This window comes from Pseudomonas sp. BMW13 (assembly GCF_013357275.1).
Classification (GTDB): Bacteria; Pseudomonadota; Gammaproteobacteria; order Pseudomonadales; family Pseudomonadaceae; genus Aquipseudomonas; species Aquipseudomonas khazarica.
The window spans coordinates 108,566-131,377 of the sequence record NZ_SUKD01000012.1 but is presented as its reverse complement, the minus strand read 5'-3'; the positions used below and the strand labels follow the sequence as shown (position 1 = coordinate 131,377).

Sequence of the window (22,812 nt, the reverse complement as noted above, 5' to 3'; positions counted from 1 at the left end):
TATCCTCGGCCGCTGCCCGTTCAACAGCCAACAAAAGCGGAAATGCCACTATGTCTGATTTGAAAACTGCCGCTCTCGAGTATCACGCCCAGCCGCGCCCCGGCAAACTGAGCGTCGAGTTGACCAAAGCCACCGCCACTGCCCGCGACCTGTCGCTGGCCTACAGCCCGGGTGTCGCCGAGCCGGTGCGTGAAATCGCCCGCGATGCCGAGCTGGCCTACCGCTACACCGGTAAAGGCAACCTGGTGGCAGTGATTTCCGATGGCACCGCCATCCTCGGCCTGGGTAACCTCGGCCCGCTGGCGTCCAAACCGGTGATGGAAGGTAAAGGCGTGCTGTTCAAGCGTTTCGCCGGTATCGACGTGTTCGATATCGAGGTCGATTCGGAAAGCCCGCAGGCCTTCATCGACACCGTGAAGCGCATCTCCATCACCTTCGGCGGCATCAACTTGGAAGATATCAAGGCCCCCGAGTGCTTCGAGATCGAGCGCGCGCTGATCGAGCAGTGCGATATCCCGGTATTCCACGATGACCAGCACGGTACCGCGATCGTTACCGCCGCGGGCATGCTCAATGCCCTGGAAATCGCCGGCAAGAGCCTGGAAGAGGCGAAGATCGTCTGCCTGGGCGCTGGTGCTGCCGCCATCTCCTGCATGAAGCTGCTGGTGAGCATGGGTGCCAAGGTCGAGAACATCTTCATGATCGACCGCAAGGGCGTGATTCACGCAGGCCGCGACGATCTGAACCAGTACAAGGCGGTGTTTGCCACCGAGACCGACAAGCGCACCCTGTCCGATGCGCTCGAAGGTGCCGATGTGTTCGTCGGCCTGTCCGGTGCCAACCTGCTGAGCCCGGAAGATCTCAAGCGCATGGCGGCCAACCCGATCGTCTTCGCCTGCTCCAACCCGGATCCGGAAATCAAGCCGGAGCTGGCGCACGAGACCCGCAACGACGTGATCATGGCGACCGGTCGTTCCGACTACCCGAACCAGGTCAACAACGTGCTGGGCTTCCCCTTCATCTTCCGTGGCGCGCTGGACGTTCGTGCGACCCGCATCAACGAGGAAATGAAGATCGCTGCCGCGCTGGCGCTGCGTGACCTGGCCAAGCTGCCGGTGCCGCAGGACGTCTGCGACGCCTACGGTGGCATCAAGCTGGAATTCGGTCGCGAGTACATCATTCCGAAACCGATGGATCAGCGCCTGATCACCGTGGTCTGCGATGCGGTAGCCAAGGCTGCCATCGAGTCCGGCGTGGCGACGCTGCCGTATCCGAAGCACTACCCGCTGCAGTCGGTGGATGACGTGTTCAACGGCTGATCCCCTGGATGCAGACAACAAAAAACCCGCCTAGGCGGGTTTTTTGTTGTCTGTCGTATGCCTCCCCTGGGGGCGGCGCACCGATCAGAACAGATCGATCGGTGCCATCTCGTCAGCCGGCAGCGGGCTGCCGGGGATGCCCATGCCAGGCTCGAACTCGCTCATCGGTGGTGGCGAGTCTTCGCTCTTGAACAGCTCGAAGTAGGCGTCCGGCGTGCTCGGCGTGGCGGCGCGGCCACTGACCGGATCGACCCGCAGCGTGAGGATGCCTTTGGGTTCCTTGGGCACGTGGCTGGGGTGGTCCTTGAGTGCGGCGCCCATGTAGCTCATCCAGATGGGCAGGGCGACGGTGCCGCCGTACTCGTGGCGTCCCAGGCTTTCCGGCTGGTCGAAGCCGGACCAGACGGTGGTCACGTAGTCGGCGTTGTAGCCGGAGAACCAGCTGTCCTTGGAGTCGTTGGTGGTCCCGGTCTTGCCGGCCAGGTCGTTGCGGCCCAGGGCCAGGGCGCGCCGGCCGGTGCCACGCTTGATCACGTCCTGCAGCATGCTGGTCATGATGTAGGCGGTGCGCTCGTCGATGATCTGCTCGGCGACCTTGGGTTCTTCCTGGGGCAGATCGTCCGCTGCATTCACGGCAAGATTGGCGTTCTCCTCGCTCGGTTTGCTGCCCGGTACGCGTGCCGGGTTGGCGCGGAACAACGGCTTGCCGTTGCGATCGTCGATGCGTTCGATCAGATAGGGCTCGATCTTGTAGCCGCCATTGGCGAAGGTGGCCCAGCCCTCGGCGATCTCCATCGGGGTCAGGCTGGCGGTGCCCAGCGCCAGGGACAGGTTGCGTGGCAGGTCCTGTTCGGCGAAGCCGAAGCGCTGGATGTAGTTCACCGTCTGGTCGACGCCCATGTCCTGCAGCAGGCGAATGGACACCAGGTTGCGCGACCGGTACAGCGCTTCGCGCATGCGGATGGGGCCGAGGAAGGTGTTGTTGTCGTTCTTCGGGCGCCACTTCTGCGACAGGTAATCGTCGGAGAGGATGATCGGTGCGTCGTTGACCAGGGTCGCGGCGGTGTAGCCGCTGTCCAGGGCGGCGCTGTAGACGAAGGGTTTGAAGCTGGAGCCGGGCTGGCGCTTGGCCTGTACGGCGCGATTGTAGTTGCTCTGGTCGAAGGAGAAGCCGCCGACCAGCGACTGGATGGCGCCGCTGTAGGGGTCGAGGGAGACCAGCGCGCTCTGTGCCGCCGGAATCTGCGAGAAGACCAGGCTGCCGTCAGCCTGGCGCTGCACCCTGACCACATCGCCTACCTGGACGACATCGGCGGGATGCTGCGGGCGAGGGCCCATGCTGTTGGTGCTGAGGAAGGGGCGTGCCCATTTCATGCTGTCCCAGGCCACGGCCTGTTCTTCGCCGTTGCGCGGCAGCACCAGGATGCCGCTTTTCTCCACCTGGGTGACCACGGCCGGCTCCAGTCCGCCGATGCCACGGAACTTGCTCAGCTCGGCCAGCCAGGCTTCGCGTGTCATGCCCGGCAGACGACTTTCCGGGCCGCGGTAGCCATGGCGCTGGTCATAGGCCATCAGGCCGTCGCGCAGGGCGGTGTTGGCCATTTCCTGCAGGTTGCTCGGTACCGTGGTGGTGACATTGAAGCCTTCGGTATAGGCCTCGCTGCCGTAACGACCGACCATCTCCGCACGTGCCATCTCGGCGATATAGGGTGCGCTGATCTCCGGTGCCGGCACGTGATAGCGAGCATCGACCTCTTCGGCCAGTGCGGACTCGTAGCTGGCCTGGTCGATGCGGCCAAGACGGAACAGGCGACCGAGGATCCAGTCGCGGCGTTCCTTGGCGCGGGTCGGGTTGACCAGCGGATTGTAGCGCGAGGGGGCCTTGGGCAGGCCGGCGATCATTGCCATTTGCGCCAGACTCAGGTCGCGGATCGATTTGCCGTAGTAGACCTGCGCCGCCGCCTCGATGCCGTAGGCGCGGTGGCCGAGGTAGATCTTGTTGACGTACAGCTCGAGGATCTCGTCCTTGCTCAGTTCGCGTTCGATCTGCAGCGCCAGGAGAATCTCGGTGGCCTTGCGCGAGAAGCTGCGCTCGTTGGTGAGGAAGAAGTTCTTCGCCACCTGCATGGTGATGGTGCTGCCGCCGCTCTGAATCTGCCCGCTTTTCAATAATTGCGTGGCAGCGCGCATCAGGCTGGTCACATCGACGCCATAATGATTGGCGAAATTGTCGTCTTCGGCTGCCAGTAGCGCACTGATGAAATCCTTGGGGATTTCGTCGAAGCGAATGGGGGAGCGGCGCATCTCGCCAAACTCGGCAATCAGCTTGGCATCGCTGCTGTAGACGCGCAGCGGTATCTGCAGCTGCACTTGCCGCAGTGACTCGACGGACGGAAGGGTCGGGCTAAGATAAAGAAACGCACCGCTGAAACTGAGCAACAGCCCACAAAAAACGGCAACGCAGGACCACCAGATGAACTTCAGCAGGCGCATCAAAATGTTTGGAATTCCAAGTAAAAGAATGAGTTAAGCAGGAGTCGTGGCAAAAAGGGAAAAGCTGATCACATTATAAGCGTTTTTTTTCCCGGGGAGCCATTTGCGCTTCTGTCAAGACTGATATTTAATGTGGAAAAACATAAATAGTCCGTAAGTCGCGGATGCCAATAGGAAAACGGTCGTGCTAGGGCTCTTCACTAAGAAAGCGAATACGCTGCTGGGGATCGATATCAGCTCGACTTCGGTCAAGCTCCTCGAACTGAGTCGCTCGGGAAGCCGCTACAAGGTAGAGGCTTACGCAGTCGAGCCACTCCCGCCGAACGCAGTAGTTGAAAAGAACATCGCCGAGCTGGAGGGGGTCGGTCAGGCGCTCTCGCGCGTTTTGGCCAAGGCCAAGACCGGCGTCAAGACCGCGGCCGTCGCCGTCGCGGGATCGGCAGTCATCACCAAGACCATCGAGATGGAAGCGGGTCTTTCCGAGGACGAGCTGGAAAACCAGCTGAAGATCGAAGCCGATCAGTACATTCCTTATCCGCTCGAAGAAGTCGCTATCGATTTCGAAGTGCAGGGCCCTGCGCCGCGTAACCCGGAGCGGGTCGAAGTCCTGCTCGCGGCATGCCGCAAGGAGAATGTCGAGGTGCGCGAGGCGGCACTGGCGCTGGCTGGTGTGACCGCCAAGGTGGTCGATGTCGAAGCCTATGCGCTCGAGCGTGCCTACGGCCTGCTGGAGGCGCAGCTCGGTGGTGGTCATGACGAACTGACGGTCGCCGTGGTCGACATCGGTGCGACCATGACCACGCTCAGCGTGTTGCACAACGGGCGCACCATCTATACCCGCGAGCAGCTCTTCGGTGGCAAGCAGCTGACCGAGGAAATTCAGCGTCGCTATGGTCTGTCGGTGGAGGAAGCTGGTCTTGCCAAGAAGCAGGGCGGTCTTCCGGATGACTATGACAGCGAGGTCTTGCAGCCGTTCAAGGAAGCGGTGGTTCAGCAAGTCTCGCGTTCGCTGCAGTTCTTCTTCGCTGCCGGCCAGTTCAACGATGTGGACTACATCCTCCTGGCAGGCGGTACCGCGTCCATTCCGGATCTCGATCGACTGATTCAGCAGAAGATCGGTACGCAGACGCTGGTAGCCAATCCCTTTGCCGATATGGCGCTCAGCAGCAAGGTCAACGCCGGTGCGCTGGCCAGTGATGCGCCGGCACTGATGATTGCCTGTGGCCTGGCGATGAGGAGTTTCGACTGATGGCGCGGATCAACCTACTTCCCTGGCGCGAGCAACTGCGCGAGGAGCGCAAGCAGCGCTTTTTGGTCAATCTTGCAGGCGTGTTCATTGTCGCGGCCGGCCTGGTGTTCCTTGGCGATCAGATGCTCAACTCTGCGATCAGCAATCAGAACGCGCGGAATGATTTCATCAAGAAAGAGATCGCCGTCCTCGATGCGCGGATCAAGGAAATCAGTGAGCTCAAGACGCGTCGTCAGCAACTGCTGGAGCGGATGAAGATCATCCAGGACTTGCAGGGCAACCGGCCGATCATTGGTCGCGTATTCGATCAGTTGGTAAGGACGCTGCCGGACGGTGTGTATTTCACCAGTGTCAAGATGACGGGCAAGAGCATCGCGATTGTCGGTGCTGCCGAGTCGAACAACCGGGTTTCAAACCTCATGCGCAATATGGACGGTTCCGAGTGGTTGACGGCGCCTAACCTCACCGAGGTCAAGGCGGTTACGGCTGGTGCTCTGGATCAGGCGAACGTGTTCCAGCTGACGGTTCAACAGACCCAGCCTGCTCAGGAAAAAGCGGAGGCCGTGCGATGAGTATCAAGAGTTCGCTGGAAGGTCTGCGCAGTATCGACCTCAATGATCTCGACATGAACAATGTCGGCTCCTGGCCGGCTGCGGTCAGGTTTATCGCCGGCTTGCTGTTGTTCATCATCGTGCTCGGGCTCGGCTACAACTTTCACCTGAAAGACCTGCAGAGCATGCTGGAGCAGCGCCAGAACGAGGAAGTGACGCTCAAGCAGCAGTTTTCCACCAAGGCCTTCCAGGCCGCGAATCTGGAAGCCTACAAGGAGCAGATGGAGGAGATGGAAGTGTCCTTCGGTGCGCTGCTGCGGCAACTGCCGAGCGATACCGAAGTCCCTGGGCTTCTGGAAGATATTACGCGCACAGGCTTGGGAAGCGGCCTGGAGTTCGAGGAAATCAAGTTGCTGCCCGAGGTCGCTCAGCAGTTTTACATCGAGTTGCCGATCCAGATCAAAGTGAGTGGCAGTTATCATGATCTGGCCACTTTCGTCAGCGGCGTGGCCAGTTTGCCTCGTATCGTGACCTTGCATGACTTTCAGTTGGCTCCGGCCAGCGACGATAGTTCAACTCGGTTGAGCATGCAGATCATGGCGAAGACCTATCGCTATAACGACAAGGGGGCTCAATGATGAGTTTCTCTCGCTCTCTTCTGGTGGTAGGGCTCATGGCGCTTGCTGGTTGTGGCTCCAGTGGCGATTTCGATGATCTGCGCAGCTACATGGACGAAGTCCGTGCCAAGCCGAAAGGCGCCATCGAGCCGCTGCCCACTTTTCAGCCGTACGAGAGCTTTACCTATCGTGCAGCCTCGTTGCGTAGCCCGTTCCAGCCGCCGGTCAAGATCGACATTGTCGCTCGGCAGAAAGGTTCGGCCGAGATCAAGCCGGACGAGAGCCGTGTCAAGCAGTTCCTCGAAGGCTTCAATATCGAAACCTTTGAAATGGTCGGCACGTTGCGTAATGACCGTGAATTGTTTGCATTGGTTAACGGCGCCGGTGGTGTGCATCGTGTGAAAGTAGGCGACTACCTGGGGCGTAACCACGGCAAGATCATTCTGATCGACGAGTCCAAGGTCGATGTAATGGAAATTGTTCCGGATGGCGAGGGTGGCTGGCTTGAGCGACCACGCAGCCTGACCTTGAAGGAGCGCTCCTGACAGGGGCGAGGTGAAAAATGACTATAAATAATCTGTCTGCCAAACGGGATACGAAAATGAACGGCTCTCTTTCGCGTCTTAGTGTCGCCTTCATGGCAGCGCTGCTGTCGCCTGTAGTCCTGGCGGCCAACCTGCAAGGCCTGGATGTCGCCAGCCTGCCTGGTGACCGGGTCGAGCTGAAACTGTCTTTCGACGAGCCGGTGACGGCGCCGCGAGGCTACACCATCGAGCAGCCCGCTCGCATCGCCCTGGACCTTCCGGGCGTATCGAACAAGCTTGGTTCCAAGAACCGGGAACTGGGTGTCGGCAATGCGCGCAGCGTCACCATCGTCGAGGCCAAGGATCGCACGCGCCTGATCGTCAATCTGACCAGCCTGGCGCCTTACAGTACGCGTGTCGATGGTAACGATCTGTTCGTCGTTGTCGGTGACTCCGTTGTGGCCCCGCGTCCGGTTGCTGCGCCTGTCGCGGCGACCCCGGCTCCTGCGAAGAAGACCTATGGTCCGCAGGCGAAGGCAATCAGCAACATCGACTTCCAGCGTGGCGAGCAGGGTGAAGGCAACGTCGTCATTACCCTTTCGGACAAGTCCGTCGCACCTGATATCCAGGAGCAGGGCGGCAAGATCCGTCTCGACTTTGCCAAGACCGAGTTGCCTGAGTCCTTGCGTGTACGTCTGGACGTGAAAGATTTCGCCACGCCGGTTCAGTTCGTCAGTGCTACCGGCAGCGCTGACAAGGCGAGCATCGTCATCGAGCCGGTAGGCTTTTACGATTATCTTGCCTATCAGACCGAGAACAAGTTGACCCTCAGCGTCAAGCCGCTGACCCAGGAAGATGTCGAGCGTCGCAATGCGGATCGTTTTGCCTACACGGGTGAGAAGCTCTCGCTGAACTTCCAGGACATCGATGTTCGTTCCGTGCTGCAGTTGATCGCTGACTTCACCGATCTGAACCTGGTGGCCAGTGATACCGTCGCGGGCAATATCACCCTGCGCCTGCAGAACGTGCCATGGGATCAGGCGCTGGATCTGGTGCTCAAGACCAAGGGCCTGGACAAGCGCAAGGTGGGTAACGTGCTGTTGGTCGCACCGGCCGACGAGATCGCCGCCCGTGAGCGCCAGGAGCTCGAGTCGCAGAAACAGATCGCCGAGCTCGCTCCGCTACGTCGTGAGCTGATTCAGGTCAACTACGCCAAGGCGACCGATATGGCCAAGCTGTTCCAGTCGGTGACCAGTGCCGATGGTGCAGCTGATGACCGTGGTTCTATCACGGTGGACGATCGCACCAACAGCATCATTGCTTATCAGACCCAGGAGCGTCTGGATGAGCTGCGCCGTATCATTGCCCAGCTGGATATCCCGGTGCGTCAGGTAATGATCGAGGCGCGAATCGTTGAGGCCAATGTTGATTACAACAAGGCACTTGGCGTTCGCTGGGGTGGCAGTGTCCGCAATGGCCGTTGGGATGTGAGTGGTAAGGATGGTGTGCAGGCATTCGATGAGGATACCGGTCAGCGCGTCTTTGTCGGAACGGACACCGTCGGCACTACGACCCTTGAGGATGGCCTGGCTAGCTTGCCGTTCGTCGATATGGGGGTGGAAAACAGCACCTCGGGTATTGCCATCGGTTATCTGGGAAGCAGCATTGTGCTGGATCTGCAGCTCTCTGCCATGGAAGCGACTGGTAACGGTGAGGTCATCTCCCAGCCCAAGGTCGTGACTTCCGACAAGGAGACCGCGAAGATCCTCAAAGGCCAGGAAGTGCCCTATCAGGAGGCCAGTTCCAGTGGTGCGACCAGCACCTCCTTCAAAGAGGCTGCTCTGTCTCTGGAAGTGACGCCGCAGATCACGCCGGACAACCGCATCATCATGGAAGTCAAGGTAACCAAGGACGCCCCGAACTTCCAGGCCGCCATCAACGGCGTTCCGCCGATCAACAAGAACGAGGTCAATGCCAAGGTGCTGGTCAACGATGGTGAAACTATCGTGATCGGTGGGGTATTCGAGAATACCCAGACCAAGGCGACCGAGAAGGTGCCTTTCCTCGGTGACCTGCCGTTCATCGGTCGCGTGTTCCGTCGCGACATCGTGCAGGATGAGAAGTCCGAGTTGCTGGTTTTCATCACTCCGCGCATCATGAATAACAATTCTATTGCCGTGAATCGATGATCTAAGTGCGGAATGTAATCCTCGTGGGCCCGATGGGTGCTGGAAAGAGCACCATCGGGCGTCTGCTTGCAAAAGAACTGCGTGTGCCCTTCAAGGACTCCGACAAGGAGATCGAGCAGCGTACGGGGGCCGATATTCCCTGGATCTTCGATGTCGAGGGAGAGCAGGGTTTTCGCGAGCGAGAGCAGGCCGTCATCGCCGAGCTGTCGATGCAGGATGGCCTGGTGCTTGCCACTGGCGGCGGCGCGGTCATGCGCCCGGAGAACCGCCAGGCACTGCATGCCGGCGGGCGTGTGGTCTACCTGCATACCTCGGTCGATCAGCAGATCGATCGCACCTCGCGTGACCGCAATCGTCCCTTGTTACGCACGGCCAACCCTGCTCAGGTGCTGCGAGACCTGATGACACTGCGCGACCCGCTGTATCGGGAAGTGGCCGATATCATCATCGAGACGGACGAGCGTCCGCCGCGTATGGTGGTGCAGGAAATTCTCTCGCGTCTTGAAGCTCTTTCGCCCCGTTAAAGCGCGGGGCGAACTGCGCTATTCTTAAGGCCTTTTTATTCTGGGGGCCTCATGCAGACTCTTCACGTTGAACTCGGCGAGCGCAGTTATCCCATCTACATCGGTGACGGCCTGCTCGGCCGGCCTGAGCTGCTTGCCCGGCATATCGCCGGTCGGCAGGTGGCAGTGGTCACCAATGAAACGGTCGCGCCGCTCTATCTCGATGCCTTGATGCGTTCGCTGGACGGCTTCAAGGTCGCGTCGGTGGTGTTGCCCGATGGCGAGGCGTTCAAGAACTGGGAGACCCTGCAGCTGATTTTCGACGGGCTGCTGAGCGCGCGCCACGACCGGCGCACCACCGTGGTGGCGCTGGGTGGCGGCGTGATCGGCGATATGGCCGGGTTCGCCGCTGCCTGCTATCAGCGCGGCGTGGATTTCATCCAGGTGCCGACCACCTTGTTGTCGCAGGTCGACTCCTCCGTTGGCGGCAAGACCGGGATCAATCACCCGCTGGGCAAGAACATGGTGGGCGCGTTTTATCAGCCCAGGGCGGTGCTGATCGATACGGCCAGCCTGAACACCTTGCCGGCGCGCGAGCTGTCGGCCGGCCTGGCCGAGGTGATCAAGTACGGGTTGATTTGCGATGAGCCGTTCCTGGGCTGGCTGGAGGACAACATGGCGGCTCTGCGCGCGCTGGATGGGGCGGCTCTGAGTTACGCCATCGAGCGCTCGTGTGCAGCCAAGGCGCGGGTGGTGGGTGCCGACGAGCGCGAGTCCGGCATTCGCGCGACCCTGAATCTGGGGCATACCTTCGGCCATGCCATCGAGACGGAGCAGGGCTACGGGGTCTGGCTGCATGGCGAGGCCGTTGCCGCTGGAACGGTCATGGCGCTGGAGATGTCCTATCGTCTCGGCTGGTTGTCCGCAGCGGGTCGGGATCGAGGCGTGCGCCTGCTGCAGGCCGCCGGTTTGCCTGTCGTCCCCCCTGAAGACATGACGCCCGAGCAATTCCTTGAACACATGGCGGTGGACAAGAAGGTTCTCGATGGCCAGCTTCGCCTGGTATTGCTCAGGCGTCTGGGCGAGGCCGTGGTGACCGCCGATTACCCGCGTGAAATTCTCGATGCCACGCTGCGTAGCGATTATGCGGCGCTGGCTCAGTCGTCCAACTCTTGAAGAGTGATTCATGACCAGTTTGCATGCTGACGAAGCTTTCCTGGCGCATTACCAGTTCAGTCACGACCCCTTCGCGCCACGAGTGCCCGGTTTCAAGTTCTTCCCGGCGCAGAGAAAGCCGGTGCTGGGGCAGCTGCACCACCTGGCGCGCTACAGCCAGTTGCTGCTGGCCGTTGTCGGGCCGGAAGGCAGCGGCAAGACGCTGCTGCGTCAGGCGTTGGTCGCCAGTACCAACAAGCAGGCCGTGCAGACGGTGGTCGTTGCGCAGGGCGTGACGGGCAGTGATGCATTGCTGCGTCAGGTGGCTCAGGGGTTGTCCGTCGCCCAGGCCGATGTGAGCGCGATCCTGGCTCAGGTCGGGCAGCTGGCGCTGACGGGGCAGGAGGTCTATCTGCTGGTCGATGACGCCGATCAGCTGGATGACGCTGCCCTGAAAGCGGTTCTGGCCCTGGCGGCCGGCAATGGCGAGGGGCGTCCCCATCTGTTCCTGTTTGCCGAGCAGGGCTTGCTGGCCCGGCTGGAGGCCCTCGCGGGTGGCGAGGAGTGCTATCACGCGATCGAGCTGCAACCCTATGCCGAGGACGAGACGCGTGAGTACCTGGCGCAGCGCCTCGAAGGCGCCGGGCAGGGGATCGACCTGCTCAGCGACGATCAGGTCGAGGATATCCATGCGCGGGCGCAAGGCTGGCCGGGAGCGATCAATCAGGAGGCCCGTGAGCTGCTGGTCGAGCAGATGCTCGCGCAGCGTTCCGCCGAGCGTGGTGCAGGGGGTGGCTTTGCCTTGCCGAAGAAGCACCTGCTCGCCCTGGCAGTGGTTGTTGTCGGTGTCGCCGCTGCCTGGTTCATGCAGGGGCGTGACAGCGCTTCCTCGGCGCCCGTTGCCAGCAATGCGTCACTGCCGCTGCAGCAAACTTCACCTGCCGTAGAGGCTGAGGCGCCAGCGCCGCTGGCGACGACGGAAGAGCACGCGCCGGCCATCGAGTTCGCCGGTGCAAGCCAGCCGCTGCCGTTGCCTCTGGTCGGCGAGTCGCAGGCCGTCATTCGTCAGCCACTGGCCGAGGCTGCGGGAGAGGAACTGGACGCTTTCGAGCCGCCTGCTGCCACTGTCCCCTCGACCGTAACGGCGCCAACCGCTGCAATTCCTGCTGCACCTGCACCTGCACCTGCACCTGCACCTGCACCTGCACCTGCGAAGCAGCCTGAGCCTGTTGCATCCAAACCTGCTGCTCCTGCTCCTGCGCCGGCAGCCAAGCCTGCGCCTGCCAAACCAGAGCCTGCCAAGCCTGTGGCTGCGGCCAATGCTGCGGGTAGCTGGTATGCCCAGCAGCCTGCATCGCGCTATGCATTGCAGGTAGTGGGTTCGCGTTCGGAGTCGAATATCCAGGCGCTGGCGCGCGAGGGCGGGAGCGAGTACCGCTACTTCAAGAAAATCCACCAGGGCCAGCCTCTGTACGTGCTGACCTATGGTAGCTTCGCCACTCGTGACGCTGCCCAGGCTGCCGTGAAAACCCTGCCTGCCAAGCTGCAGGCGGGTAAACCCTGGCCGCGCACCCTGGGCAGCATCCAGCAGGAAATGAGCCGCTAAGCCCCCCGCCTTCAAGGTGACCGCCTGGTCTTTAGCACGACCTCGCGGTCCCATCCTTCGTTTTTGCGACATTAATTTTCACCCCCTCGTCACGAAAATTTGTGACGCCATGGGTGGATATGTACAATGACCTCCCTTTTGCCTACGCAAAGCTGGCGCGTGCCTGCTTTTCGGGTTTAAGCAATTGAATTAGAAAGTAATTTGCCTGAGGTCTAGGCAGCCTGGTGAGAGTTTCCCCTATGAAAGCAGGTTTGTACCGTCCTGATGAGTTCAAGGATAACTGCGGCTTCGGTTTGATCGCCCACATGCAAGGTGAGGCTAGTCATCACCTGCTCAAGACCGCTATTGAGGCCCTCACCTGCATGACTCACCGCGGCGGTATCAACGCCGACGGCAAGACCGGTGATGGTTGTGGCCTGCTGATCCAGAAGCCTGATCAGTTCCTGCGTGCGATGGCCCAGGAGCATTTCGGCGTCGATCTGCCCGCGCAATACGCCGTCGGCATGGTGTTCCTCAATCAGGATGCGGCCAAGGCCGAGGCCGCGCGCGAGAACATGAACCGCGAAATCCTCGCGGCCGGCCTGCAACTGGTCGGCTGGCGCAAGGTGCCGGTCGATACCAGCGTACTCGGCCAGCTGGCGCTGGAGCGCCTGCCGCAGATCGAGCAGGTGTTCATCGGTGGCGAGGGTCTCAGCGACCAGGAATTCGCCATCAAGCTGTTCAGCGCGCGCCGTCGCTCCTCGGTGGCCAATGCCGACGACAGCGATCACTACATCTGCAGCTTCTCGCACAAGACCATCATCTACAAAGGCCTGATGATGCCGGCGGACCTGCAGCAGTTCTACCCGGACCTGGGTGACGAGCGCCTGCAGACCGCCATCGCGGTCTTCCACCAGCGCTTCTCCACCAACACCCTGCCGAAGTGGCCGCTGGCGCAGCCCTTCCGCTATCTCGCCCACAACGGCGAGATCAACACCATCACCGGCAACCGCAACTGGGCGCAGGCGCGTCGCACCAAGTTCGCCAACGAACTGATCCCCGACCTGGACGAGCTCGGCCCGCTGGTCAACCGCGTTGGTTCCGACTCCTCGAGCATGGACAACATGCTCGAGCTGATGGTCACCGGGGGCATCGACCTGTTCCGTGGCCTGCGCATGATCATTCCGCCGGCCTGGCAGAACGTCGAGACCATGGACGCCGACCTGCGTGCGTTCTACGAGTACAACTCCATGCACATGGAGCCGTGGGACGGCCCTGCCGGCGTGGTCCTGACCGACGGTCGGCATGCCGTGTGCCTGCTCGACCGTAACGGTCTGCGCCCGGCGCGCTGGGTGACCACCAAGAACGGCTACATCACCCTGGCCTCGGAAATCGGTGTCTGGGACTACCAGCCCGAGGACGTCATCGCCAAGGGCCGTGTCGGTCCGGGGCAGATCCTCGCGGTCGACACCGAGACCGGCCAGGTGCTGGACACCGAGTCCATCGACAGCCGCCTGAAGTCGCGTCACCCCTACAAGCTGTGGCTGCGCAAGCATGCCCAGCGCATCAAGGCGACGCTGGAAGACCGCGACCATGGTTCGGCCTTCTACGACCCGGATCAGCTCAAGCAGTACATGAAGATGTTCCAGGTCACCTTCGAGGAGCGTGACCAGGTGCTGCGTCCGCTCGGCGAGCAGGGCCAGGAGGCGGTCGGCTCCATGGGCGACGACACCCCGATGGCGGTGCTCAGCCAGCGCGTGCGTTCGCCTTACGACTACTTCCGTCAGCAGTTCGCCCAGGTCACCAACCCGCCGATCGACCCGCTGCGTGAAGCGATCGTCATGTCCCTGGAGATCTGCCTGGGCGCCGAGCGCAACATCTTCAGCGAGTCGCCCGAGCACGCCACCCGCGTGATCCTCAGCAGCCCGGTGATCTCGCCGGCCAAGTGGCGCGCGCTGATGAACCTGGAGCGCCCCGGCTTCGATCGCCATGTCATCGACATGAACTACGACGAGGCGCTGGGACTGGAAGCGGCCGTGCGCAACATGGCCGACCAGGCCGAGGAAGCCGTGCGCGCCGGCAAGGTGCTGCTGGTACTGACGGACCGTCACATTGCCCCGGGCAAGCTGCCGGCGCACGCGGCGCTGGTCACCGGTGCCGTGCACCATCGCCTGACCGAGAAAGGTCTGCGTTGCGACTGCAACATCCTGGTGGAAACCGCCACGGCACGTGATCCGCACCACTACGCGGTGCTGCTGGGCTTCGGTGCGTCGGCGGTGTATCCGTTCCTCGCCTACGAAGTGCTGGGTGACCTGATCCGCACCGGCGAAGTGCTGGGCGACCTGTACGAAGTGTTCAAGCACTACCGCAAGGGCATCTCCAAGGGTCTGCTGAAGATCCTGTCGAAGATGGGTATCTCCACCGTGGCGTCCTACCGTGGCGCGCAGCTGTTCGAAGCGGTCGGCCTGGCCGATGAAGTCACCGGGCTGTGCTTCCGTGGCGTCGCCAGCCGCATCCAGGGCGCGCGTTTCGTCGACATCGAAAGCGAGCAGAAGCTGCTCTCCTTCGAAGCCTGGAACAACCGCAAGGCGATCCAGCAGGGCGGTCTGCTCAAGTTCGTCTACGGTGGCGAATACCACGCCTACAATCCGGACGTCGTGCGTACGCTGCAGGACGCCGTGCAGCAGGGCAACTACGAGAAGTACAAGGAATACTCGGCGCTGGTCGATACCCGTCCGGCCTCGATGATCCGCGACCTGCTCAAGGTCAAGGAATCCGCCACACCGATTGCCCTCGATGCGGTCGAGCCGCTGGAGTCGATCTTCAAGCGCTTCGATGCCGCCGGTATCTCCCTGGGCGCCCTGTCGCCCGAGGCGCACGAGGCACTGGCCGAAGCAATGAACCGCCTGGGTGGCCGCTCCAACTCCGGTGAGGGTGGTGAGGACCCGGCGCGCTACGGCACCGTCAAGAGTTCGAAGATCAAGCAGGTGGCCACCGGCCGCTTTGGCGTGACCCCGGAATACCTGGTCAACGCCGAAGTGCTGCAGATCAAGGTGGCCCAGGGCGCCAAGCCCGGTGAGGGTGGCCAGCTGCCGGGTGGCAAGGTCAACGGCCTGATCGCCAAGCTGCGCTATGCCGTGCCGGGCGTGACCCTGATCTCGCCGCCGCCGCACCACGACATCTACTCGATCGAAGACCTGGCGCAGCTGATCTATGACCTCAAGCAGGTCAACCCGCAGGCGCTGGTCTCGGTCAAGCTGGTGGCCGAGGCCGGGGTGGGCACCATCGCCGCCGGTGTGGCCAAGGCCTACGCCGACCTGATCACCATTTCCGGCTATGACGGCGGCACCGGCGCTTCGCCGCTGACGTCCATCCGTTACGCTGGTGCGCCGTGGGAGCTGGGCCTGGCCGAGACCCACCAGACCCTGCGCGGCAACGACCTGCGCGGCAAGGTGCGGGTGCAGACCGATGGTGGTCTGAAGACCGGCCTGGACGTGATCAAGGCCGCCATCCTCGGTGCCGAGAGCTTCGGCTTCGGCACCGCGCCGATGGTCGCCCTGGGCTGCAAGTACCTGCGCATCTGCCACCTGAACAACTGCGCCACCGGCGTGGCCACGCAGAACGACAAGCTGCGCAAGGACCACTTCATCGGTACCGTCGAGATGGTGATGAATTTCTTCACCTACGTCGCCGAGGAAACCCGCGAGTGGCTGGCCAAGCTCGGCGTCAGCCGCCTCGAGGACCTGATCGGGCGTACCGATCTGCTCGAGGTGCTGCCGGGCGAGACTGCCAAGCAGGGCAACCTGGATCTGTCGCCGCTGCTCGCCAGTGCGCATATCCCGGCCGACAAGCCGCAGTACTGCCAGGTGTCGAAGAACCCGCCGTTCGACGAAGGCCTGCTGGCCGAGAAGATGGTCGAACTGGCCAAGGACGCCATCGCCGGCAAGACGGGCGGCGAGTACGAGCTGAAGATCGGCAACTGCGACCGTTCCATCGGTGCCCGTGTGTCCGGCGAGATCGCCCGTGCCCACGGCAATCAGGGCATGAACGGCGCACCGATCACCTTCCGCTTCAAGGGCACTGCCGGTCAGAGCTTCGGCGTATGGAACGCCGGTGGCCTGAACCTGTGCCTGGAAGGCGACGCCAACGACTACGTGGGCAAGGGCATGACGGGCGGCAAGATCGTCATCACCCCGCCTGCTGGCAGCCCGTTCGCCACCGAGGACAGCGCCATCATCGGCAATACCTGCCTGTACGGCGCCACCGGCGGCAAACTGTTCGCCACCGGCACCGCCGGCGAGCGTTTCGCTGTGCGTAACTCCGGCGCTCACGCCGTGGTGGAAGGCACCGGCGACCATTGCTGCGAGTACATGACCGGCGGCTTCGTCTGCGTGCTGGGCAAGACCGGCTACAACTTCGGTTCGGGCATGACCGGCGGCTTCGCCTACGTGCTCGACCTGGACAACGGCTTCTACGACCGCGTCAACCATGAGCTGGTGGAAATCCAGCGCATCAACAACGAGGCGATGGAGGCTTATCGCAGCCACCTGGAAAGCGTATTGGCCGAGTACGTCGCGGAAACCGGCAGTGAGTGGGGCCATAACCTGCTGGAGAACCTGGACGACTACCTGCGCAAGTTCTGGTTGGTCAAGCCGAAAGCGGCCAGCCTGAAGTCGCTGCTGTCCAGCACCCGTGCCAACCCGCAATAAAGCCGCAAGCGGCAAGCCCCACGCTGCAAGTCAGAAGCAGCTCCGGGCTTGCCGATCCAACGTGATCGTCTTGCAGCTTGCAGCTTGAAGCTTGCCGCTGCTGTTATGAGGTAATGCAATGACTGAACGTCTGAACAACGACTTCCAGTTCATCGAAGTCGGGCGCAAAGACCCGAAGAAGAAACTGCTGCGTCAGCGCAAGAAGGAATTCGTCGAGATCTACGACAACTTCAAGCCGGCGCAGGCCTCCGACCAGGCACATCGCTGCCTGGGCTGCGGCAACCCGTATTGCGAGTGGAAGTGCCCGGTGCACAACTTCATTCCGAACTGGCTCAAGCTGGTATCGGAGGGCAACATCCTCGCGGCGGCCGAACTGAGCCACCAGACCAACACCCTGCCGGAAGTCTGCGGTCGGGTGTGCCCGCAGGACCGTCTGTGCGAGGGCGCCTGTACCCTCAACGACGGTTTCGGCGCGGTGACCATCGGTTCGGTGGAGAAGTACATCACCGACACTGCCTTCGCCATGGGCTGGCGTCCGGACATGTCCAAGGTCAAGCCGACCGGCAAGCGCGTCGCCGTGATCGGTGCCGGCCCGGCCGGTCTGGGCTGTGCAGACGTGCTGGTGCGTAACGGCGTGACCCCGGTGGTGTTCGACAAGAACCCGGAGATCGGTGGCCTGCTGACCTTCGGCATTCCCGAGTTCAAGCTGGAGAAGACGGTACTCAGCCGCCGCCGCGAAGTCTTCAGCGGCATGGGCATCGAGTTCCGCCTGAACACCGAGGTCGGCAAGGACGTGACCATGCAGCAACTGCTGGATGAGTACGATGCCGTGTTCATGGGCATGGGCACCTACACCTACATGAAGGGCGGTTTCCCGGGCGAGGACCTGCCGGGCGTCTACGACGCACTGGATTTCCTCATCGCCAACGTCAACCGCAACCTGGGCTTCGAGAAATCGCCGGAAGACTTCATCGACATGAAGGGCAAGCGCGTCGTGGTGCTCGGCGGTGGCGACACCGCGATGGACTGCAACCGCACCTCGATCCGTCAGGGCGCCAAGGCGGTGACCTGCGCCTATCGGCGTGACGAAGAGAACATGCCGGGCTCGCGCAAGGAAGTGAAGAACGCCAAGGAAGAGGGCGTGAAGTTCCTCTTCAACCGCCAGCCCATCGCCATCGTCGGTGAAGGCAAGGTGGAAGGCATCAAGGTGGTCGAGACCCGTCTCGGTGAGCCGGATGCCCGTGGCCGCCGCAGCCCCGAGCCGATTCCGGGTTCCGAGGAAGTCATCCCGGCAGAGGCCGTGCTGATCGCCTTCGGTTTCCGCCCGAGCCCGGCCCCCTGGTTCGAGCAGTTCGAGATCCAGACCGACAGCCAGGGCCGCGTCGTGGCGCCCGAGCAGGGTCAGTTCAAGCACCAGACCAGCAACCCGAAGATCTTCGCCGGTGGCGACATGGTGCGCGGTTCGGACCTGGTGGTGACCGCGATCTTCGAAGGCCGCAACGCCGCCGAAGGTATCCTCGACTACCTCGGCGTCTGATTCGCCCGAGACCTGCGCGGCTGCGGTCGGTAGTCGCGCGGGTCGATGGCGAAACTCTCCAGGCGCGAGCGCAGGGTGGTGGGCTTGAGCTCCAGCAACCGCGCCGCCCCTTCCTTACCCGATATCCTGCCCGCGCAGGCACTGAGCGCGGCGATCAGGTTGTCGCGCATCTGTCTGCGCTGTTCGCCTTGAGTGAGGATGCGTGCTTCCTGCTCCCTCGCTATTGGCGTCAGCGGCTCCGCCGGTGCGTCGCTGGGCAGGTCCAGTCGCAGGCGTGTGCTGGGTGAGATGATCACCGCGCGTTCGATCAGGTTTTCCAGTTCGCGGATGTTACCGGGCCAGGAGTAGGCCTGCAGGCGCTGGATATCGGCCAGGCGCAGGCTCGGTTCGGGTCGGTTCAACTGGCGGCAGACGCGGCCGAGGAAGTGCTGGGCGAGCAGCGCGATGTCGTCCGTTCGCTGGCGCAGCGGTGCCGACTCGATGGGGAAGACGTTGAGGCGGAAATACAGGTCTTCACGAAAGCGTCCTGCGCGCACCTCCTGGCGCAGGTCGCGGTTGGTGGCGGCGATCACCCGTACGTCCACCTGGCGCGTGCGGGTATCGCCGACCCGTTCCAGCTGCTGCTCCTGCAGCACGCGCAGCAGTTTGCTCTGCAGTTCCAGCGGAATCTCGCCGACCTCGTCGAGAAACAGCGTGCCGCCATCGGCCAGTTCGAAGCGGCCGACCCGGTCGTTCAGCGCGCCGGTGAACGCGCCACGGATATGGCCGAAGAACTCGCTCTCGAACAGCTCGCGCGGTACCGCGGCGCAATTGACCCGGATCAGCGGCCGGCGGCTGCGCCCGCTGTTGTCGTGAATGGCGCGGGCGATCAGCTCCTTGCCGGTACCCGACTCGCCGCTGATCAGCACGTTGGCGCCGGTCGGGGCGACCAGTTCGATCTGGTGGATGACCTGCTGCATGGCCGCGCTGCGCCCCACCAGGTCGTGCTGTGCATACTCGCCGCGAATCTCCTCCTGCAGGTAGGCGTTCTCCAGTTCCAGGCGCTGCTTGAGCTGCTGCACCTCGCTGAGTGCCTGGCGCAGGCGGCGCTCGGTTTCCAGGCGTTCGCTGATGTCGCGAAACACCACCACGGCGCCGACCAGCTCACCGTCGTCACGCAGCGGCGTGCTGGTGTACTCCACCGGGATGGGCTTGCCGTCCTTGTTCCAGAACACCTCGTCCGCCACCTGGTGCACCTCGCCATCGTTGAACGCGGCATAGATGGGGCAGGTATGGCCATCGTAGGCGCTGCCATCGGGGTGGTGGTGATGGATCAGCTGATGGATGCTGTGCCCGATCAGGTCCTCGGCGCGCCAGCCGAGAATGCGTTCGGCCGCCGGGTTGACGAAGGTGGTCTCGCCGTTGCGATTGACGCCGTAGATGCCTTCGCCGGCGGCACCGAGGATCAGCTGGTTCTGTCGCTCGAACTGGCGAAAGATGCGTTCCACCCCCTGCCATTCCAGCAGGCCGCGGCGCTGATAACGCTCGGCCTCGGCCAGCCCGCGCAGTGCGTCGAGGCGACGGCGCTCCTGAATCAGCAGGCCGAGCAGCGCAACGCCATCGTGCTGCAGGTGGCTGCCGCTGATTTCCACTTCCCGGCGCTCACCGTCCTGACTCAGCAGGCCAAGGCTGTCGCGCCAGGCATGGCCGCGTGCCTGGACCTCCTCGGTGAAGGTCACCAGGGCGCCCAGATCGTGCGCCCAGAGACGGCTGGCGCGTTGTGCCAGCAAGGCGTGCATGGGCCAGCCGAGCAGCTCGCAGCAGGCCGGGTTGGCCTGCAGGATACGGTCGGCGGCCGGGTCGATGAGCAGGCTGGCGCTGTGCATGTGCTGCACCAGCAGGTGGCTGGCGGTCGTCGAGTCAGGCATGGCGTTGTCCGAGGCGGTTGTCTGCTCAAGGTGCAATCAAGCAGCGTGCCATTTGACGACTTGTCGTTTCTGCTGCTGACGATATCTCGTTGATTACGATATTCCGTTGTTCTCGTTATTAGATAAAACGTATATTTATCAGTAGGTTGTGCTGTTTCATGAAGTGGTACAGCTCCTGCAATACCTGAGTCGAACCGGCCGAGAGCGGTCATTCCACTCAGCGTCAGCCTCACCAGTTTGGGGCACGCGACAGCAGGAGTAGTCACGATGAGCGTCAACAGCCTGGACGATCCGTTCAGCCCCGATAGTGAGCTGGCCCATGCTGCCGGCTGCGAGTGTCAGCGTTGCGCCCCGAGCGCGGCGGCCTTGCCGGAGAGCAGCGAGCAGATGCTCGACCGCGCCGTGGAAAGTGCCATCGTCCGTGGCGTGTTCGGCCACAACGAATTTTCCCGGCGCAGTTTCATGGGCATGATCGGCGGCGGTGTGGCGGCGGCGATCCTCGGCAGCATGATTCCCCTCGATGCCGTCAAGGCGGCGGTCAAGGACAGCCTCGGGCCCCTGGAGAAGAAGAAGCTGAAGATCGGCTTCGTGCCCATCACTTGCGCCACGCCGATCATCATGGCCGACCCCATGGGCTTCTATGCCAAGTACGGGCTGGAGGTGGAAACGGTCAAGACCGCCGGTTGGGCGGTGGCGCGCGACAAGTCGCTGGCCGGAGAATACGACGCCTCGCACATGCTCTCGCCTATGCCCCTGGCCATCAGCCTGGGCCTGGGCTCGACGCAGACGCCGTTCGTCATGCCGGCGCTGGAGAACGTCAACGGCCAGGCCATCGTGCTGGGCATGCAGCACCAGGACAAGCGTGATCCGAAACTGTGGAAGGGCATGCGTTTCGGCGTGCCGTTCGAGTATTCGATGCACAACTTCCTGCTGCGCTATTACGTCGCCGAGCATGGCCTGGACCCGGATCGCGATATCCAGATTCGCGTCGTGCCGCCACCGGAGATGGTTGCCAACCTGCGCGCCGGCAATCTCGATGGCTTTCTCTCGCCGGACCCGTTCAACCAGCGCGCGGTGTGGGAGAAGGTCGGCTTCATCCACCTGCTGACCAAGGACCTGTGGCCGGGCCACCCGTGCTGCGCCTTCGCCTGCAGCCAGCAGTTCGCCAGCGACAACCCCAACACCTACGGCGCCCTGCTGCATGCGCTGGTCGATGCCACGCAGTATTCGTCCAGGGCGGAGAACCGCAAGGCAGTGGCCGAGGCGATCTCCACCAAGAACTACCTCAACCAGCCGGTGGCGGTGGTGCAGCAGGTGCTCAGCGGGCGCTTTGCCGATGGTCTGGGCAAGATTCACGACGAGCCCGAGCGGATCGATTTCGATCCGTTCCCCTGGCAGTCGATGGCGGTGTGGATCCTCACCCAGATGAAGCGCTGGGGCTACCTGGAAGGCGACGTGGACTACCGCACCATCGCCGAGCGGGTGTTCCTCGCCGCCGACGCCGGCAAGGTCATGCAAGACCTCGGCTTGCCGGTGCCGGGTGACGCCTACAAGTCCTTCAGCGTGATGGGCAAGCCGTTCGATCCGGCCGACCCGGAGGGCTACCTGTCCAGCTTCGCCCTGCGGAGGTCATGATGAAGGCTTCATTGCCACTGCGCTCGGCGATCATTTCGGTCCTGCTGCTGGTGCTGCTGCTAGGTATCTGGGAGGCGTTGTGCCGGGTGCCGCCCAGCGCCGAGGTGGCGGCCGACGACGAGTACGCGCTGCTCATGGGCGAGGCCGAGCAGCGCGCCAGCGTGCCACCGCCTTCGGTGGTGCTGGCGCATGCCTACGCCGAGCTGAGCCAGCCGTTCTACGACAACGGGCCGAACGACAAGGGCATAGGTATCCAGCTGGGGCACTCGCTCTATCGGGTGCTGAGCGGCTATCTGCTGGCGGCGCTGGTGGCTATTCCGCTCGGTTTCGTCATCGGCATGTCGCCACTGATGTACCGCGCGCTCAACCCCTTCATCCAGGTCCTGCGACCGATCTCGCCGCTGGCCTGGATGCCGCTGGCGCTGTTCGTGATCAAGGATTCGCAGACCTCGGCGATCTTCGTGATCTTCATCTGCTCGGTATGGCCGATGCTGCTCAACACCGCGTTCGGCGTCGCCGGCGTGCGCCGCGACTGGATCAACGTCGCCCGTACCCATGAACTCGGCCCCTTGCGCACGGCGTTCAGCGTCATCCTGCCCGCCGCGATGCCGACCATCCTCACCGGCATGCGTATCTCCGTGGGTATCGCCTGGCTGGTGATCGTCGCCGCCGAGATGCTCGTCGGCGGCACCGGCATCGGCTACTACGTGTGGAACGAGTGGAACAACCTGGACCTGTCCAGCGTGATCTTCTCGATCCTGATGATCGGCGTGGTGGGCATGCTGCTCGATCTTCTGCTGGGCAGCGTCGCCCGTCTCGTCAGCTATCAGGAGTGATGC

At 62.7% G+C, this 22,812-nt stretch carries 15 protein-coding genes; 13 read left to right on the top strand and 2 right to left on the bottom strand.

Annotated features, from left to right (window positions below; translation table 11 throughout):
- Positions 1–50: 50 nt before the first annotated feature.
- Entirely contained in the window at positions 51–1,319 is a 1,269-nt protein-coding gene (locus tag E4487_RS09670) for a malic enzyme-like NAD(P)-binding protein (protein WP_037049853.1), read from the top strand.
- Positions 1,320–1,403: 84 nt separating this feature from the next.
- Here E4487_RS09670 and E4487_RS09665 read toward each other — a convergent pair whose 3' ends face one another.
- A complete protein-coding gene (locus E4487_RS09665; protein WP_373921513.1) occupies positions 1,404–3,812 on the bottom strand; it encodes a penicillin-binding protein 1A in 2,409 nt (802 codons plus the stop codon).
- Between the two features lie 184 nt (positions 3,813–3,996).
- On the opposite strand from E4487_RS09665, the gene E4487_RS09660 reads away from it, so the two are divergent.
- The 10 genes from E4487_RS09660 (at position 3,997) to E4487_RS09615 (ending at position 18,431) form a co-directional block, all read left to right on the top strand.
- Positions 3,997–5,061 carry a pilus assembly protein PilM gene (locus E4487_RS09660; protein ID WP_037049850.1) on the top strand — a complete coding sequence of 355 codons (1,065 nt, stop codon included), beginning with the start codon at positions 3,997–3,999 and terminating at the stop codon, positions 5,059–5,061.
- Complete coding sequence (gene pilN / locus E4487_RS09655; RefSeq protein ID WP_175253233.1) at positions 5,061–5,633, top strand: type 4a pilus biogenesis protein PilN; 573 nt, start codon at positions 5,061–5,063, stop codon at positions 5,631–5,633. The genes E4487_RS09660 and pilN overlap by 1 nt, the downstream gene beginning before the upstream one ends.
- A complete protein-coding gene (gene pilO, locus E4487_RS09650) occupies positions 5,630–6,250 on the top strand; it encodes a type 4a pilus biogenesis protein PilO (protein ID WP_175253232.1) in 621 nt (206 codons plus the stop codon). Before pilN ends, pilO begins: the two co-directional genes overlap by 4 nt.
- Positions 6,250–6,774: a type 4a pilus biogenesis lipoprotein PilP gene (gene pilP, locus E4487_RS09645; RefSeq protein WP_175253231.1), complete on the top strand. Its 525-nt coding sequence runs from the start codon at positions 6,250–6,252 to the stop codon at positions 6,772–6,774. The genes pilO and pilP overlap by 1 nt, the downstream gene beginning before the upstream one ends.
- Positions 6,775–6,830: 56 nt before the next feature.
- Positions 6,831–8,942, top strand: coding sequence for a type IV pilus secretin PilQ (gene pilQ, locus E4487_RS09640; protein ID WP_175253230.1), 2,112 nt, complete (start codon positions 6,831–6,833; stop codon positions 8,940–8,942).
- A 5-nt stretch (positions 8,943–8,947) separates the two neighbouring features.
- Positions 8,948–9,466, top strand: coding sequence for a shikimate kinase AroK (gene aroK / locus E4487_RS09635; protein WP_134676110.1), 519 nt, complete (start codon positions 8,948–8,950; stop codon positions 9,464–9,466).
- Positions 9,467–9,517: 51 nt separating this feature from the next.
- A complete protein-coding gene (aroB, locus tag E4487_RS09630; RefSeq protein WP_175253229.1) occupies positions 9,518–10,621 on the top strand; it encodes a 3-dehydroquinate synthase in 1,104 nt (367 codons plus the stop codon).
- Positions 10,622–10,631: 10 nt separating this feature from the next.
- Positions 10,632–12,206, top strand: a complete 1,575-nt coding sequence (locus E4487_RS09625; protein ID WP_175253228.1) for an SPOR domain-containing protein — start codon at positions 10,632–10,634, stop codon at positions 12,204–12,206.
- Positions 12,207–12,445: 239 nt separating this feature from the next.
- A complete protein-coding gene (gene gltB, locus E4487_RS09620; protein WP_175253227.1) occupies positions 12,446–16,894 on the top strand; it encodes a glutamate synthase large subunit in 4,449 nt (1,482 codons plus the stop codon).
- Between the two features lie 118 nt (positions 16,895–17,012).
- Positions 17,013–18,431, top strand: coding sequence for an FAD-dependent oxidoreductase (locus E4487_RS09615; RefSeq protein WP_175253226.1), 1,419 nt, complete (start codon positions 17,013–17,015; stop codon positions 18,429–18,431).
- On the opposite strand, the gene E4487_RS09610 is transcribed toward E4487_RS09615, so the two are convergent.
- Positions 18,416–20,338, bottom strand: coding sequence for a sigma 54-interacting transcriptional regulator (locus E4487_RS09610; protein WP_037049828.1), 1,923 nt, complete (start codon positions 20,336–20,338; stop codon positions 18,416–18,418). The two genes, E4487_RS09615 and E4487_RS09610, sit on opposite strands and share 16 nt — an antisense overlap.
- 267 nt (positions 20,339–20,605) lie before the next feature.
- Between E4487_RS09610 and E4487_RS09605 the strand changes: the two genes are divergently transcribed.
- Entirely contained in the window at positions 20,606–21,973 is a 1,368-nt protein-coding gene (locus E4487_RS09605; protein ID WP_150607786.1) for a CmpA/NrtA family ABC transporter substrate-binding protein, read from the top strand.
- Positions 21,973–22,809: a nitrate ABC transporter permease gene (gene ntrB, locus E4487_RS09600; RefSeq protein ID WP_047591924.1), complete on the top strand. Its 837-nt coding sequence runs from the start codon at positions 21,973–21,975 to the stop codon at positions 22,807–22,809. Before E4487_RS09605 ends, ntrB begins: the two co-directional genes overlap by 1 nt.
- Positions 22,810–22,812 lie beyond the last annotated feature (3 nt).